Origin of the sequence: Paenibacillus sonchi (assembly GCF_016772475.1) — a bacterium.
In the GTDB taxonomy this organism is placed as follows: domain Bacteria; phylum Bacillota; class Bacilli; order Paenibacillales; family Paenibacillaceae; genus Paenibacillus_AQ; species Paenibacillus_AQ sonchi.
Window position 1 is genome coordinate 2,166,535 of record NZ_CP068595.1, and the last position, 14,739, is coordinate 2,181,273.

The following is a 14,739-nucleotide window of genomic DNA, read 5'->3' on the forward strand; positions in this document are numbered from 1 at the left end:
AAATGCGAAAAGTGAGCGTTATTTAGTCCGATATAGATCAAAGTATGCATATTTTATCCTCGATGGGTGGTGCGGTGTGGAGCCTTTTTTTCAGGTGGAGCAGCTTAGGCGGTCCGGTAATTTCAATATGGATACTGATCATTTCCATGATTCCTATGAAATCTATTATTTGCTGTCCGGGGAGCGGCATTATTATATCCATAACCGGATTTATGCCCTGCAGGCAGGCGATCTGGTCTTCATCAACAAAAATCAGCTGCACCGTACAACCAGCCGCAACCGCTCGCGGCATGAGCGGATTCTGGTCAATTTTGATGACCTGTTCCTGAAGCCTGCGGCAGATATTGTGCCGGACTTGGCGGAGATGTTCCAGGGAGAGAGCTTTTTGCTCCGGCCCAACGCCCATGAGCAGGGGGGATTGCGGATCTGTTCCAGGCGATGCTGCAGGAGCAGCGGGAGGAAGCGCTGTGGAGCAGGCCGTATCTGCAGACGCTGCTGCTTCAACTGCTGATCCGGCTGGACCGCATCCGTAAAGCGAAGCCGGCGGTGGTGATTCCCGAGCAAAGTGAGGCGCAGCACCGGGTCTACGGCATTATTGAATATATGGATGCCCATTATGGCGACAGGCTGACACTTGGAGGCATTGCCGAGCATTTTTTCATCAGCTCTACGTATTTGTGCCGGACGTTCAAGCAGACGACAGGGTTTACAGTGATCGAGTATCTGAATTATGTCCGCATCCGCGAGACGAAAGCCCTGCTCCGGACAACGGATTGGAGAATGACCCGGATCGCCCGGGAGACGGGGTTCGACAGCATCGCCCATTTCGGGCGGGTATTCAAGGGAATCACCGGACGTTCGCCGCTGCAATACCGGAAGCAGAACCGGGGATAGTCCCGGAGGTGTAATCCAAAGCCGGTAACCGAACATATCAAATCAGCTAAGAGGTGTTTTAATGAGGTTTCATGAATTTTATGCCGGACAGGTGTTTACAACCAAGTCTATAACCATAACTAAAGAGAGCATTACGAGTTTTGCAGCAGAGTTTGACCCGCAGTATATGCATTTGGATGAGGAAAAGGCGAAGCAAGGGAGATTTAGTGGAATTATCGCTTCAGGAATACAAACGATGGCGGTCACCTTTAAGCTCTGGGTTGAAACCGGGAGTTATGGGGAGGATATCATTGCCGGAACGGCTATGAATCATCTGAAATTTATAAAACCCGTGTATCCAGAGGATGAATTGCATACCGTTGTTGAAGTGACTGGGCTAAAAGAAAAAAAGAACGGAACAGGGAGCGTTACTGTATGGCTGTCAACGTTCAACCAGAGGGATGAGAAGGTGTTTGAAGGTGAATTAACCGTTCTGGTTAAGCAGTGAAGTATAAATTTGCGATCCATCCGTTTGTGTAGCTAATCGGCTATCGATGCGCAAATCGCGGAAGATGTGTGGGTTCGTGCCGTAAGGAGTATGAACTAATGGATAAGACAACAGATACGTCTTCCGTAAATATAGGCGGTCGTCCTCCTCCATATTTGGGCTTAAGTGAAGCCATTCCTTCCTGATTAAACCGATGAATGGTATGCCGAATACGTGCGAACATCATTGAGCCTGCCCAAATCCCGCCCAAAGTTGCAGGCTACCCATTTACGAACTGGTCCCTTTCTAAGCTCAAGCAAGCGGTAGAAGAACGAAAAATCGTAGCTTCCATTTCCATTGAAACGCTTCGGGTCATCTTGAACGAAGCCAAAATCACCTACCAAAATACGAAAACCTGGAAAGCTTCAAACGATCTGGAATTTGAATCTAAAAAAACCGAATCGAAGAGCTATACGACAGTCCTCCGGTAGACGGGCGTGTGATTTGTGTCGATGAGTTTGGCCCTTTGTCGCTTCAACCTTATCGAGGAAAAGGCTGGTTCCAGCAGCGCAAACCGTCTCGGTTACGTGCAACCTATACCCGTCCTCATGGGGTTAAGCACTTGCTCGCTGCTTTCGATCTGAAGACTGACAAACTTTACGGGCATGCCTCAAAAACGAAGAAACACCAAGATATTCTTCGTTTTTTTGATGTGCTTCGTCGGCGATTTCCCCGCACGGAGCGACTGTATATCATCCTCGATAACTTCTCGCCGCATCATCATCATAAAGTGAAGACTTGGGCTTCTTAGTTGCTATGAATTATATAAATTAGGTGCAAAACGAGTCACTTTATCCTATGAATTGAATAAGAGCCAAATTGAAGATTTAATGATTGCCTATTATAAAGAAAATGACGGCTATCCTGCACTGGGAATGATTGTATATGGAAAGACTCCTTTGATGTTCACCAAATATTGTCCGATGAGAAGAATGAATCAATGCAGAGTTTGCAAAACGAAGAGCTATGAGTTAAAAGATGAGCACGGGACGTTCCCTATCCTTTCCCATGAGGATTGTACAACGACTCTCCTTAATGGGAAGACACTTAATCTTATAGATGAGCTACCAAACATCAAAGGAATCGAGGCGCTCAGATTAAACTTCACAGTTGAATCTAAAGAACAGGTTGTGAAAGTCATTCATATGGCCTCAGGCAAATTAAATGGCTCAATGAATAATGCTGTCTTCAATCAGGAAACAGACACAAGAGGACATTTTAATAAAGAGATTGTGTAGGTAGCCAAAGGGATGGTTCTGGCGATAGGATAGCGGGAACGAAACCAACAGCGGCAACGGTCAGATTAGGGCGTACATAAATGCCCGGACGGCAGACTCTGCGATTGGGGTATTCCGCGTACAGAGTGTTATGGTGAAAAGTATTTCTTTGATAATGCCCCGGTTAAGCTTGGTGGCTATTTTCAGGATTTGAAAGAATCGTGGAAATGATTTTCGTATTGCTGACCCGTATATCGCTGTCTTCCTTGCTAATCGTTCAGCTTAACATAAAAGAACATGACCCCAAGTTCTTGCTCGGAAAAGTATTAAAAAGGTACAAAAAGGGAAATTAGCAGCTATGAACAACTGTTAATCTCCCTTCTGCAGCCCTGCTATTCGCTTGCTTCTTTTGCCGACATGTCGTCCCAGATGTTCTGGAATTCCTGAAGCATTTTTTCTTTCCCGATCTTCTTGCCGATATAAGACTGGATCTGCGTGGCCATTTGCCAGGTGTTCGCTTCGTAGCCGGGGTACAGCTGCCATAACCAGGGGAGTGTCTTACCTTCCTTGATATAGGACAGAATCTCCCCAGACAAGGGACCAAGCTGAGCTTCGGTTGCCGGAATGCTTCGGAACGCCGGAATGAGCTTGGCATCATCCACGATGAACGCCTGGCCGGTGCCGGAAGAAACGAGCCACCGTAGAAAGGCTTTGGCTTCTTCCTCTGTTCTTGAGTTCTTCAGCACCACCCAATAATTCGCAACGCCAACAGGAAGCTTGTTCATGGCCTTGGCATCATCGTTGATAGGCATCGGCAGGAATCCGATATTGAGGTTCGGGTGGAGCTTGTCGATCTGAAGCTGCGTCCAGGTTCCCTGCTGCATCATGGCGGCACGTCCGTTCGCAAAGTTGGCAACCTGTGTGTAATAATCCGTCTGCAGCGGATTGGGCTGGCCGTACTCGACGGTCAAATCTATCAGGCTCGTCCATTCCTTAAATATCATATTGTCCGTCAGACTGGCGCGGCCATTCTTCAACCGTTCAATAAATGCGACCGGCTCTGGCTGCTGGGAGAATGCGGTGTTGAGCAGATGATTCCCCAGAATCCACCACTCTGCATAGCCATTCTCAAAAGGACGGATGCCGGCCGCCCTAAGCTTGTCGGCCGCTTCCCGCAGCTGCGTCAGCGTGGCTGGTGTGGAATTGATGCCGGCTTGGCGGAACAGGTCCTTGTTATAAATGAAGCCCCAGCCCTCCAGGGCGAGCGGCATACCGTAAATCTTTCCGTCCTTTGTAATAGCCGGCTTGGCCAAATCAAGCATATCGCCCACCCATGGCTGATCGGACAGATCTTCCAAATACTCCTGCCACAACTCGAGATCGGTATAGCCTGCCACAAAAAAATGTCGGGCTTGTCACCGGAGTTGAACTTTGTTTTGAGTCCCGCACTATAATCACAGCCGCCGCCGCATGTATCAACTTCAATGTTCACGCCGGTCTCTTCCTGATACCGTTTGACCAGGGTGTCCAGCTGTTCGGCCATTTCGACCTTGAAATTGAAGATCTTTAGAGCAGGGGCCGGCTCTGCGGTGGCACTTGCCGGGCCGGAGCCATTCACAATTTGGTTATTGCTCCCCCGGCACGCCGTGCCAATAACGGCCAGGACCAGCAAAAGGGCAGTCAAGGTCATGTATTTAAGCTTCATGGCATATCCCTTCGTCAATCAAGATGGCTGCACATCCAGTATAAACTCCATCTTCCAAAGAGGAAATAAGCCGTTGTTCCTGCCATCACGCTTATTAGCGCGGCCAGCGTTCCTCCTTGCCCATCAGCGGGGTGAAAGGCTGATGCGGCTCGGTTTGATACCAATAGGCGACCGTTGCCACGTCATCCTGGCGTTCGAAAAGCCCCTTCTTGTATACCCCGATCTGCTGAATTGTAACTTTCAGATCCTCCTGAAACCGGATGGGATCCAGAATATGCCAACGGTAAAATCCCCGCATGGGCGGCACATCGTCATTGTGGTACAGATTATGGACGGCCTCGTCATGGCTGGAATAGTAGGGATAGCCCATGTATGGCGTGCAGTACGTGTTCTCGATCGTCTTCCCGTCCCTTTGAGTCGCAAAGCTCCAGGCACCGCCGAAATAATCTTCAGTGCCGGTGCCGCAGATGGTCGGATACTCCCGGTCGCCGTCGATATACATCTTGACCTCGCCCTCTCCCCACCAATAGCGTTCCAGTGTGGTAAGTGCCATGTAGGTTCCGACGTATTGGCCGCGGCCTTTGACGTTGTCGAGAAGGATATAATCCTCCGCTTTATCCGTGATCCGCTGCCGCTTCCATTGCGCGTGAAAGTAGGCCGTATCATCAGGCAGCTCGTCATGCAGGCAATAATCAATCTGATAGAAGAAGGCAGGAATTGACGCTTCGTGCTGGTTCTCGATTTCAATTCTTGCTTGGCTCCGGAACGGCATCGGAAAATAACAGTTGAATCCTCTTGTCGGATTTACCACCATCGGCTGGGAGTTGACGGTACAGCCTCTCCCGAAGCCATTGCAGAAGAAATCGCCCAGGGGGCTCTCAACGGAAGGCTCCGTTTCACCGTCCCAATACATGCGCAGCACCAGATCGCGCAGAACAAACGTATCCGCCTCGGTATGATCGGTCACCGTAATCCAGATGTGTTCGATAATGCCAGGGCCGCTGATCTCGGCCAGCGTTACCGTCGTTCCGGGCGCCACGTCCCGGATACAGGGTGAGCCTTTGCGGGAGGGGCCAAGAGGGCCGGAGGCCATCCCTCCTTTTCCTTTTTCACCGTGCGGATTCTCTGCGTTGATGGCCCGGCTTCTGCCGGTCTTGATCAGAGGGAGCGACGCGAGTCCTCCCTGAAACGGGTTCATATTCATTTGTTCTTCTCCTCTCGATAATCAGCCTTTGACGCCGCCGGCCATAATGCCTTCCATGATCTGTCTCTGGAAGATGGCGACGAATATAATGATGGGCAGAATGATGATCCAGCCCATAGCACTAACCAGATCCCAGGGCACCGCGTACATATTGTCTCTAAGAGGCAGCTGTGTAATTGCTGTTGAGAGCACAGAGATGCCATTGGAATAGAACAGCGGTGTAAAAAAGTTGTTCAGGCAGGTAATAAAGTTGACGATACATACTGTTGCAAGCGCTGGTCTCAGGAGCGGAATCGTAACATAGAACATCGACTGAAAAAAACCGCAGCCGTCAATGGAGGCGGATTCCTCTATGGAGACCGGAATATCATTCAGATAGTTTTGCAGAATCAGGACGGTGAATGGAAGAATACCGCTGATATACAGGATAATCAGGCCCGTATACGTGTCGTATAAATGAACACTGCGCAGAAAGTCATACAGCGGCCGCGCGGTCACCACATCGGGAATAAGCATGGAGGCCAGCAGGAAACCGACGGCAATGGATAATCCTCTGGTGCGGAAACGGGCAAAACTGAAGGCAGCCATGACGGAGATTATCATACCAATCAGGATGGAGAGCCCCACAATAATTGCGGTATTCCCTATTTTGGGTAATAGGCCCACATTCTTGATCAGATAACGGTAGCTGTCCAAGGTCGGATGGGCCGGCCAGTACTTGACCGGTTTGGAGAATAGCTCTCCGGCCGGTGTAATGGATGATATAAAGATCCACCACAGCGGAAAAAGAATAAGAAATGCGACAATGGCAGCCAATCCCCATATGATCAGGGTCAGCGGCACAGATCTGGAATTTTTGGGGATCATAGGATATCGCTCCTTAATAGTCTACGCGTTTGGCTGCCGACATACTGAGCCCGCTGAGTACAGCCATCACCAGGAATAGCACGACGGCAATCGAAGCGGCGTAGCCGGTATTCAGATTCGTAAACGCTTCGGTGGTTACCCGGTAGGCAATAAGTGCGGTGCTCTCACCCGGGCCGCCGCTTGTCATCGCGTATACAACATCAAAGGAAGTAATGCGCCACATGGTGAAGAATATGCTGAGCATCAGAATGTTTCTGGAAATAAGCGGAAGTGTGATGCTGAAAAAGGAGCGGATGCTTCCGGCCCCGTCAATTTTGGCGGCCTCATACATGTCCGAAGAGATGAATTGCAGACCGGCTAACACCAGAATGGCGAAAAAGGGCAGGTCCTTCCATAGGTCCACGGCGATTACGGCGCTTCGGGCTGTATTGGTATAGATTAACCAATCCAGATTGAAGGAAGGGGCGAACCGACGGATAAAGTCATTGATCAGGCCATACTCGTTGTTGAATGCCCATTTGGACGCCATCGCGATCACGACCATCGGCATGGCCCAGGGAAGCAGTACGATGGTTCGGAGCGCTTTTTGTCCTCTGAATTTCATATTGAGAATTAACGCCAGGATGATTCCAAGCACAATATGGCCAATCATCGATCCCACGACGAAAATGGCCGTAAACCGGATAGAGGTAATCATTTTTGAATCGTGGAAAAGCTGAAGATAGTTATCCAAGCCGACAAACTTTCGGATGCCCTGCAGCAGTTTGACCTCAAACAAACTGATATGGAAGGTTTCGATAATGGGATATATGGTCGTGAAGATCCGGATCAGCAGCGCCGGCAGTACAAGAATCCAGGCAATCATCCAATATTTTTTGCTGGCATACATAAAACGCACCTTCCTCGCAGGATGGCCATATCCGTAGAATACGGGCGGCACAAGCAGGAAACTACAGATCCACCTGCTTGTGCTGCCGGGAAATGGCCCTGATTATTTGTAACGTTCAACGGCTTCCTGTGCCTTTTTGCAGAAATCGTCCAGCGTAATTTTGTCTTGGATGTAGTTCTGAAAAAGCGTTCCCATCTCGGAGATAAACTCCATCGTTTGCGGCAGCATCGGACGCCCATGCACTTCGTTGGTCGATTGGATCTCGTTGTAAATAGTCTTGATGTCTCCGGCAACCTCTTCTTTGGCCGCGACATCCGCTCTGGCCGGATAGCGGTCAAAGTTCTTCCAGCCGTTTAATTCACCGTCTTCGCTGGCGGCATATTTCAGGAACTTGATGGCAGCATCCTTGTTCTTGGAAGCTGAGTTCAGAACATAGCTCCAGGAATCCGTGAAGATGCTCCGTTTCGCAAATTCCGGCATATTGATCATATGGATCTGATCTTCACCGTAGCGGTTCGCCTGCTTGTAATCCGTACCGGTTCCCCACATGAAGACGGAAGCATATTTGCCGTCGATGAACTTCTGGTTCATCTGTTCATATTTGTCTGCAATTTGATCCACCGGCGTGACCTTCCAGGTATTGGCCATGTCGTACATGAATTTGACCGCCTTGCGGCTGCCTTCATTGCTCCAGTCAAAGTAATCGCCCCCGAACAGATTGACAAAGGTCGCGATTTCGTTGAAGACATACGTCTTTTCCCAGGAGCCGCCGTATCCATACTGACCGTCTTTGGTCGTCGCTTTCAGAAATTTCACAAAGTCTTCTTCGTTGTTAATGGAAGTCATGCCTGCGGCTTCGAGCTTCTTCTGATCGACCCATAGGCCAAGATAACCGGTATAGCTTGGGACGCCGATCAGATCACCTTTGCTTGAGGTGAGCATATCCTTCATATAGCCCTGCGGCAGCTGATTCAGGACATCATCGGTCAGGACCGTATCCTGCAGCGGCTCCAGCCAACCGGCATTTTTAAAAGAGGTTGCCATTTCATCATTGATCTCAAGAATGTCAACGGTATTGTCACCCGAGGAAAGTATCGTCGATACCTTCTGCTGGCGGGTATCCGAATCGGTCGGCGCGGCGACCCAGTTGATCTTCACACCACTCTTTTCCTCGGCTTCTTTGAGCCAATCCTGAAATTTAGGATTCGTGGATTGAATGGTGTAGAGGGTAATCTCATCCTTTCCTGCGTTGCCGGCATCCTTGGTTCCGGACGTCGTCTCGTTTGCCCTGGAGCCATTACCGGAGCAACCAGACAGTGCAACCGCGATGGTTAAGGAGCCGGTCAAGAATAAGGACCAAAATCGTTTCATACCATAACCTCCCTGTTTTGTTTTTCTTGTAAGCGCTTTACACTATCAGTATAGCTGCAGCTATACAAGCGAAAAACAGCCGTAATTGATCAAAAATGTGTAAAATCGTGATATGGGTCATATATCCATTTCAGCACCGAGTCCTCCTATTGACCTTACTGCAAGGCGGTGCTAGACTGTTAACCAATTCGTAGAGCGAGGGGGACCGCCATGAAATTCCGCCGCAGCATCCGCTATAAGTTGAGCATGTTTCTGATGGTCGCTATCCTCCTGCCGATCACCGCATCTATCCTGATTTCCTACTTCTATACCAAGCACTCGTTAAGAGAAGACGCTATCCGGGAAAATTCAAGCACGGTACGACAAGGGACTACGAGCTTGAGCAATCTGCTCAGCGGGATGAACAGCATTTCCCTGTACGTATATAACAATATTCAAATGCCAAATAGCCTCTATAATATCCTGATTCGGGGCTATAGCGATTTTTTGGTCGAGATTAATATTTACTCCGGTCTTCATGCCATTGAACAGTCGGCCAAGGATATTCAGCAGGTATATCTCTACTCCGACCTGACCGATCAATCCTGGCTGCTGATCAACGGCTATCTGAAGCGGGCGGCGGGCAACGCCGGTCTTGACGGCCACTTCCTTCAGCCCGTGGACAAAAATGATCCCTATCTGGAGCCGACCCACCAATCGCATAATTACGGCATGGAGGAATTCCCCTACAGCCCGTCCAACACGGTTTTTACCATTCATCGTCCGATCTATCGCGCGCCGCTTAAAGAGAGGGTCGGCATAGTATCCATCGACTTCAAGCTTGACGGCTTTCGTAATATCATGAACATGCTTTATGACAAGGGAGAAGAAAACATCTATCTGCTGGATGATACCGGTACCGTCATTTATGCCTCCGAGGAAAGCCGGATTGGGCAAAAACCGTCCTATGCCTGGCTGGAGCATGCCCGCTACAGCTATGGCTCCGGCCATTTTTACTGGCATGAGAACGGCGGCTTCCAAGGGATTGTCGTATTCGAGAGATTTGAGCTGTTCGGGCGGACCTGGATTGTAGCCAAGCAGATTCCAGACAGCTATCTATACAACAACGCGTCACGCGTGCTTCGTATGAATGTGCTTGTCCTGATAAGCTTTCTGGTCATTTCGATTGCGGCAACGCTGTACGTGTCGCTTAAGCTAACCACCCCGATCAAGAAATTGACCGAGTCGATCCGGCGGATCAAATTGGGGAAACTGCAGTTTGATGTGGATTCGGAACGCAGCGATGAGGTCGGTGTTCTTGGCAGCGCGATCAAGAATATGGTCGATACGATCGACAATCTGATCATGCGAGAACTCCGGCTGGAGCTTGCCAACAAGGATAACCAGCTGAAGGCGCTTCAGGCTCAGATCAATCCGCATTTTATCTTTAATACATTGCAGTCCATCGGATCTGTGGCCTTGCACAACAAGGTGCCCAAGATTTATGAGCTGACCTCCTCGCTCGGGCTAATGATGCACTACACTATGAATACCGAGGAGTCCGTTGTCCCTCTTGCCAAAGAGATTGCTCATGTGGAGGCCTATCTGGAACTGCAGAAGCAGCGGTTCAAGGAACGCCTGCACTGCTCCATTGACATTGCCGAACCTTCCGCTCTGGAACTGCTTGTACCCAAAATGATCCTGCAGCCTCTTGTAGAAAACTGCTTCAAGCATGGTTTTGAAACGATGCAAAATGCCGAAATAGAGATTAAGCTGGAAAGCGGCGAAGATGGGCTGACTCTTTCAATCCGAGATAACGGGCTTGGCATTACACCGGAGAACCTGGAGCGGTTGAAGCAGCGCATGAAGCGAGAAGCTTCCGGAGGTACGGTGGGGGCAGTATCGGTCTGATCAATGTGATCTCAAGACTCTCTTTGTTCTTTAACGACGAGGCCGGGGTATCCATAGGACAGGTCCAGCCTTCGGGCTTTTATGTAGTTATCAGAATCCCGCAACGAAAGGACGGCAGGCTCTATGAAAGTACTGATCGTGGATGATGAGACCGATGTAAGAGATTCAATCCGGCTTCTGGTCCAGTGGGAAGATTTTCAGATCACCGATGTGATTGAAGCTTGCGACGGGGCAGCGGCTATGGAACTGATTCGGAGTGAGCAGCCGGAGATTATTTTTACGGATATGAAAATGCCCAATGTGGACGGCCTGACGCTTCTGCAATGGATCGGGGAACATGCGCCTGAATCGAAGAGGATTGTGATCAGCGGCTATGACGACTACACCTATATCCGCAAGACGATGAGGCACGGCGGACTTGACTACTTGCTTAAGCCGATTAACCGTAATGAACTGCTCGAAGCACTCCGCAATGCGGTGGATACGTGGCTGAAAGATGATGAAGCGCGGCGGCTGAATATCCGCAGGGATGTCGAGATCAACAAAACACTGCCTATGTATTGGGACAAAATGCTGTCAGGCGTTGTCTCACAGCAGGAGGGCTACTCTATCGTCGCTGATGAGCTTCAGGCATCCTTCGAGTGGTCCGCCGTTCGGGAATGCCAGCTCGTGATGCTGATCTCTGATCCGCTGCCGCGCATTGTACTGGAGAAATTCGGAAGGAATATTGACCTGCTGTATTTCTTAATGCTTAACATCTGTAATGAGGTTATCGGTCCTTCCAGGAATGGATATGCCTTCAAGCATGCAGATCCCAATTATGGCATCCTTCTGCTGCTGACTGGTGATTTTGGGGGCAACAGCAGGAAGCTGACAGCCATCAATGAGGCGCTGTACCGTGTGCTTGGAGCACGCTTTCATTTTGCCTGCAGCTCCAGGGTCTCCTTCCCGCAGGACATTCACACCGGATTTCAGCAGATGCTGCAGACAGCTCTTTCCGTTTCCTTTCTGGGACCGAGCACCTGGATTCACAGTTATGACAACATTCCTGCCCCCACCTCCGACAAAAGAATCGTCTTGGCCGATTACAGCAGCTCGATTTCGGCCGCTATTCACAAAGCGGAGCAACGGCAGATCAAGGGCGCCGTCGCCAATTGGATACAGGCGATTGGACAACTGCATGCCGTGACCTGGGAACAGTTGAAGTACTGGCGGTATGAATTTGAACTGCTCCGCAGCCATTTGCTGCAGGATACGGACCGGGCCGCAGGCGAATCCGCCCGGACCCCCTCCCAGTGGCTGTTTCCGATCGGCACAGACGGCCGTCTATCGTTGGAGGAATGGCAGAGGGAGTGGACGAATGCTTGTCTGGAAATCGCCGAGGTTCTGAAAGATTCCCGAATCCGGGAATACAACGTCATCCATTCGATCAAGCAGTACATTGACCTTAACTATATGCACGATCTGTCGCTCCAGGAAATCGCAAGCCAGTTCTTCCTGAGCCGTGAATATGTCTCCCGCCGCTTCAAACAGGTATTTCACGAGAATCAGTCCGAATATCTGGAACGGGTCCGCATTGAGAACGCCAAAATCCTGCTTACGAACCAACAGTACAAGATCGCTTTCATCGCTGAAATGGTTGGATACCCGGACAGCCGCTATTTCAGTAAAATCTTCAGCAAGCTAACGGGCATGACCCCGCGGGAGTGGCGGAAGAAGGCAGGGGGAGAAGATGGCGGTGAGTAGTGCGTAAATCAAACAGGACTACTTAAAGCCCGGAATTTTTGTGCTTTCAGAGAACCATCCCCCTCGCACAAAACGAATCACATCTTCCTTCCGGTCCGGGCGTACCTGGAGTTAATCACCGAGGACAATGGTCCATCCAGGTGAAAGCTTTCAAATCAGGGTCCCTATCTAGGGTGTCCAGGAGAGTATACATTAGTCCGATCAGGATCAATAACTTGCCCCTTCAGCTAGTACGGTGAACCGTATCATAAGTAGGGGCAAGTTTTTTGTATTACAAGATAAGCGATGTGGAAAACTAAATCAATTCAATGTTTTTAACCCAATAGATGATCGGATAAATATAGATTTAAAAGAACTCAAGGATATAATAGAATAGTAATAGCGATTGTAAATATTGTAATGTTTACAAATATTTCAAGAATTTCCTCATGGCGATAGCGGCACTAAGCTCCTTTGGATAGCCGATTTCCTTCCAGAGCATCTCACTCCTGAGATTCAAGCTCGTGTAAATCGCGGTGCAGAGGTTATGAAAGAGACCATCGAGTAAAATTTATCGTGCACTGATTCAATATAGTCAACAGCTAAGTCAGGAAGTTCATTCATATAATGGCCTTCATACTCCGGTAAACTATAGTTTTTGCAAGCCACTGTGGTTAGTCGTAACCAACTACTCTCCGTAAGAGTCTTCACCGAAAAGGCACGATTAGCTCTTAACCAAGCTAATCGTGCGGTGTTCACTTCCTGCTCCGTTTTGTTGATTCTCAATCTACAGACCACCAAAAAAGAAAATGACCCCTCGAAAGGGGTCTTGGTTCTACGGTTCTAGAGTGAATGCAAGTCTCAAGTGACTGATCAACACTCCTGATTGCTCACTAAACTTCCCAGACGTAAAGCAGTATCTGCTGAAGCTGTATAAATCATGATCTTCAGATCCGGATGGGTCGGCGGCTGCAGGGTCACATGTTCAAACTCCATCTCTCCGATACGAGGATCGTACCACCGTTTGTGGCAATCGGTTACGACCTGAACGTCATGCATCGGCCAGCTCTCGCGAAACAGCCGGCTTTTCTGCATAAATTCCTCAATAAGCTCCTTGAACCCCGGATCATTCGGGAAGTGTCCGTAATCCGCACGAAAGCGTGCGATCATGATTTGTCTTTTGGCTTCCCAATCCTTTATGCCTGATCCCAGCTTGTTGTCCATCAGGAAGAGGACGTTCCCGGCGCGAGCGCAAAAATTCACCTAACGACTTTCTGGAAGGAATTTCTTCCATTCAAACTCCTCCTTATCCTGACACTTTCAATCATACGATAAACGCAGGAAGGTTGCTACTTGCGCGTTCTATTATACTGCCATTATAGCTTCTAAAAACTTAGGAGGATTTGAACAATGAACATTTTTGTAACAGGTGCCACAGGAAAAGTAGGAAGCCGTTTTGTTCCGCGTATGTTACAGCGGGGTCATCACGTTAAAGTGTTGGTTAGGGACGCTGCAAAGGCGGATTGGCTTCATCAGCAGGGAGCTGAACTTATTGAATGCGATCTTTTGCAGCCGGAGGATTATGTTGACGCTCTCCAGGGCACTGCTGCTGTGATTCACTTGGCAGCTCAGTTCCGTGGGGTGGACGAGAATACCGCCAAAATCTCAAACCTCGATGGCAGTATAGCCCTAGCACGCGCTGCGTTGCAGGCGGAAGTGCCAAAATTTGTTTTTGCCAGTACCAATAATGTATACGGCTCCGGGAATCGTTCAAGACCCAACCGTGAAGATGACGAGCTTAGTCCTGTCTTTGCATATCCTCAAACCAAAGCCGCTGCCGAAACGGCTCTGCTGCAGCTTCATCGCGAACAGGGACTGGGACTGCGTATAGTACGGCTTCCTTTTGTCTATGGTGATCAGGACCCTCATATCCAGGAATTTCTTCCGTATATGCGCAATTGGAATCCAGCCAAACGAATGCATATGGCACACCATGCGGATGTAGCTCAAGCCCTGATGCTCGCCGCTTCCACACCAGGAATTGATGGCCGGATCTACAATGTTGCTGACGATGCGCCGATCTCCGCTGCGGAATTGGCCATGCTTCATCATAGTGAATTTACGCCAGACGCACTGCAGCAGGCTTATGATCCATGGGATATGGTCGTTGATACCACACGGATCAGAGAAGAATTAAATTATCGGCCGATTTACCCGTCATTTTATTCGGCAAGAGATGCAGGTGCTATCTAATAAAGTTGAAGGTACCTGAGGAGTCATTTTGATGGGTTGGCTAACGGGTACGATAGCTGAACAAAGTTAGACCCAAAAAGGCCATCCTAGCAAGGATGGCCTTAAAACTTGCCGTTACAGGCAGCGCGGTGAACCGTACCGTAAATAACGGTTAAGGCTATCGGGAAACCTTAGTTAAACAAGTCGAAGGCTGTCCAT

The 14,739-nt window shown here is 49.4% G+C and carries 14 protein-coding genes and 1 pseudogene; 9 read left to right on the forward strand and 6 right to left on the reverse strand.

Annotated features, from left to right (window positions below; translation table 11 throughout):
• Positions 1 to 76 precede the first annotated feature (76 nt).
• From JI735_RS37250 to JI735_RS10055, 6 genes and pseudogenes are all read left to right on the forward strand, one after another.
• A complete protein-coding gene (locus JI735_RS37250; protein ID WP_325175593.1) occupies positions 77 to 511 on the forward strand; it encodes an AraC family ligand binding domain-containing protein in 435 nt (144 codons plus the stop codon).
• Entirely contained in the window at positions 439 to 894 is a 456-nt protein-coding gene (locus tag JI735_RS37255; RefSeq protein WP_325175594.1) for a helix-turn-helix transcriptional regulator, read from the forward strand. The genes JI735_RS37250 and JI735_RS37255 overlap by 73 nt, the downstream gene beginning before the upstream one ends.
• Before the next feature lie 61 nt (positions 895 to 955).
• On the forward strand, positions 956 to 1,381 hold the full coding sequence (locus JI735_RS10040; RefSeq protein WP_039832384.1) for a MaoC family dehydratase: 426 nt from the start codon (positions 956 to 958) through the stop codon (positions 1,379 to 1,381).
• Between the two features lie 197 nt (positions 1,382 to 1,578).
• Complete coding sequence (locus tag JI735_RS10045) at positions 1,579 to 1,851, forward strand: hypothetical protein (protein WP_051051334.1); 273 nt, start codon at positions 1,579 to 1,581, stop codon at positions 1,849 to 1,851.
• A gap of 8 nt (positions 1,852 to 1,859) precedes the next feature.
• The gene (locus JI735_RS37750) at positions 1,860 to 2,171 is read left to right on the forward strand and encodes a transposase (RefSeq protein ID WP_202677341.1); all 312 of its coding nucleotides are present in this window, start codon (positions 1,860 to 1,862) and stop codon (positions 2,169 to 2,171) included.
• Positions 2,172 to 2,193: 22 nt separating this feature from the next.
• Positions 2,194 to 2,658, forward strand: a pseudogene (locus JI735_RS10055) (U32 family peptidase); the annotation flags it as partial.
• A 371-nt stretch (positions 2,659 to 3,029) separates the two neighbouring features.
• Here JI735_RS10055 and JI735_RS10060 read toward each other — a convergent pair.
• The 5 genes from JI735_RS10060 to JI735_RS10080 all read right to left on the reverse strand — a co-directional run bounded on the left by JI735_RS10060 (position 3,030) and on the right by JI735_RS10080 (position 8,673).
• Positions 3,030 to 4,034 carry an ABC transporter substrate-binding protein gene (locus JI735_RS10060; protein ID WP_233476328.1) on the reverse strand — a complete coding sequence of 335 codons (1,005 nt, stop codon included), beginning with the start codon at positions 4,032 to 4,034 and terminating at the stop codon, positions 3,030 to 3,032.
• 402 nt (positions 4,035 to 4,436) lie between these two features.
• Positions 4,437 to 5,546 carry a glycoside hydrolase family 172 protein gene (locus JI735_RS10065; RefSeq protein ID WP_325175595.1) on the reverse strand — a complete coding sequence of 370 codons (1,110 nt, stop codon included), beginning with the start codon at positions 5,544 to 5,546 and terminating at the stop codon, positions 4,437 to 4,439.
• 21 nt (positions 5,547 to 5,567) lie between these two features.
• Positions 5,568 to 6,413: a carbohydrate ABC transporter permease gene (locus tag JI735_RS10070; protein WP_039832382.1), complete on the reverse strand. Its 846-nt coding sequence runs from the start codon at positions 6,411 to 6,413 to the stop codon at positions 5,568 to 5,570.
• 13 nt (positions 6,414 to 6,426) lie between these two features.
• The gene (locus JI735_RS10075; RefSeq protein ID WP_039832381.1) at positions 6,427 to 7,302 is read right to left on the reverse strand and encodes a carbohydrate ABC transporter permease; all 876 of its coding nucleotides are present in this window, start codon (positions 7,300 to 7,302) and stop codon (positions 6,427 to 6,429) included.
• A gap of 102 nt (positions 7,303 to 7,404) precedes the next feature.
• Positions 7,405 to 8,673, reverse strand: a complete 1,269-nt coding sequence (locus JI735_RS10080; RefSeq protein ID WP_039832380.1) for a sugar ABC transporter substrate-binding protein — start codon at positions 8,671 to 8,673, stop codon at positions 7,405 to 7,407.
• A 210-nt stretch (positions 8,674 to 8,883) separates the two neighbouring features.
• Here JI735_RS10080 and JI735_RS10085 point away from each other — a divergent pair, with 210 nt between their 5' ends.
• Both JI735_RS10085 and JI735_RS10090 read left to right on the forward strand, forming a co-directional pair.
• A complete protein-coding gene (locus JI735_RS10085) occupies positions 8,884 to 10,563 on the forward strand; it encodes a sensor histidine kinase (protein WP_202677342.1) in 1,680 nt (559 codons plus the stop codon).
• A 123-nt stretch (positions 10,564 to 10,686) separates the two neighbouring features.
• Positions 10,687 to 12,309, forward strand: coding sequence for a response regulator transcription factor (locus tag JI735_RS10090; RefSeq protein WP_039832377.1), 1,623 nt, complete (start codon positions 10,687 to 10,689; stop codon positions 12,307 to 12,309).
• 852 nt (positions 12,310 to 13,161) lie between these two features.
• Here JI735_RS10090 and JI735_RS10095 read toward each other — a convergent pair.
• Positions 13,162 to 13,551, reverse strand: coding sequence for an MmyB family transcriptional regulator (locus tag JI735_RS10095; RefSeq protein ID WP_233476329.1), 390 nt, complete (start codon positions 13,549 to 13,551; stop codon positions 13,162 to 13,164).
• A gap of 147 nt (positions 13,552 to 13,698) precedes the next feature.
• On the opposite strand from JI735_RS10095, the gene JI735_RS10100 reads away from it, so the two are divergent.
• Positions 13,699 to 14,541 carry an NAD-dependent epimerase/dehydratase family protein gene (locus JI735_RS10100; protein ID WP_039832411.1) on the forward strand — a complete coding sequence of 281 codons (843 nt, stop codon included), beginning with the start codon at positions 13,699 to 13,701 and terminating at the stop codon, positions 14,539 to 14,541.
• Positions 14,542 to 14,739: the final 198 nt, after the last annotated feature.

Excerpts from the sequence above, each read along its gene's own strand:
- JI735_RS37255 (WP_325175594.1), top strand. The coding sequence starts at position 439 with ATGCTGCAGGAGCAGCGGGAGGAAGCGCTGTGGAGCAGGCCGTATCTG.
- JI735_RS10040 (WP_039832384.1), top strand. The coding sequence starts at position 956 with ATGAGGTTTCATGAATTTTATGCCGGACAGGTGTTTACAACCAAGTCT.
- JI735_RS10045 (WP_051051334.1), top strand. The coding sequence starts at position 1,579 with ATGGTATGCCGAATACGTGCGAACATCATTGAGCCTGCCCAAATCCCG.
- JI735_RS10065 (WP_325175595.1), bottom strand. The coding sequence starts at position 5,546 with ATGAATATGAACCCGTTTCAGGGAGGACTCGCGTCGCTCCCTCTGATC.
- JI735_RS10070 (WP_039832382.1), bottom strand. The coding sequence starts at position 6,413 with ATGATCCCCAAAAATTCCAGATCTGTGCCGCTGACCCTGATCATATGG.
- JI735_RS10075 (WP_039832381.1), bottom strand. The coding sequence starts at position 7,302 with ATGTATGCCAGCAAAAAATATTGGATGATTGCCTGGATTCTTGTACTG.
- JI735_RS10080 (WP_039832380.1), bottom strand. The coding sequence starts at position 8,673 with ATGAAACGATTTTGGTCCTTATTCTTGACCGGCTCCTTAACCATCGCG.
- JI735_RS10085 (WP_202677342.1), top strand. The coding sequence starts at position 8,884 with ATGAAATTCCGCCGCAGCATCCGCTATAAGTTGAGCATGTTTCTGATG.
- JI735_RS10090 (WP_039832377.1), top strand. The coding sequence starts at position 10,687 with ATGAAAGTACTGATCGTGGATGATGAGACCGATGTAAGAGATTCAATC.
- JI735_RS10100 (WP_039832411.1), top strand. The coding sequence starts at position 13,699 with ATGAACATTTTTGTAACAGGTGCCACAGGAAAAGTAGGAAGCCGTTTT.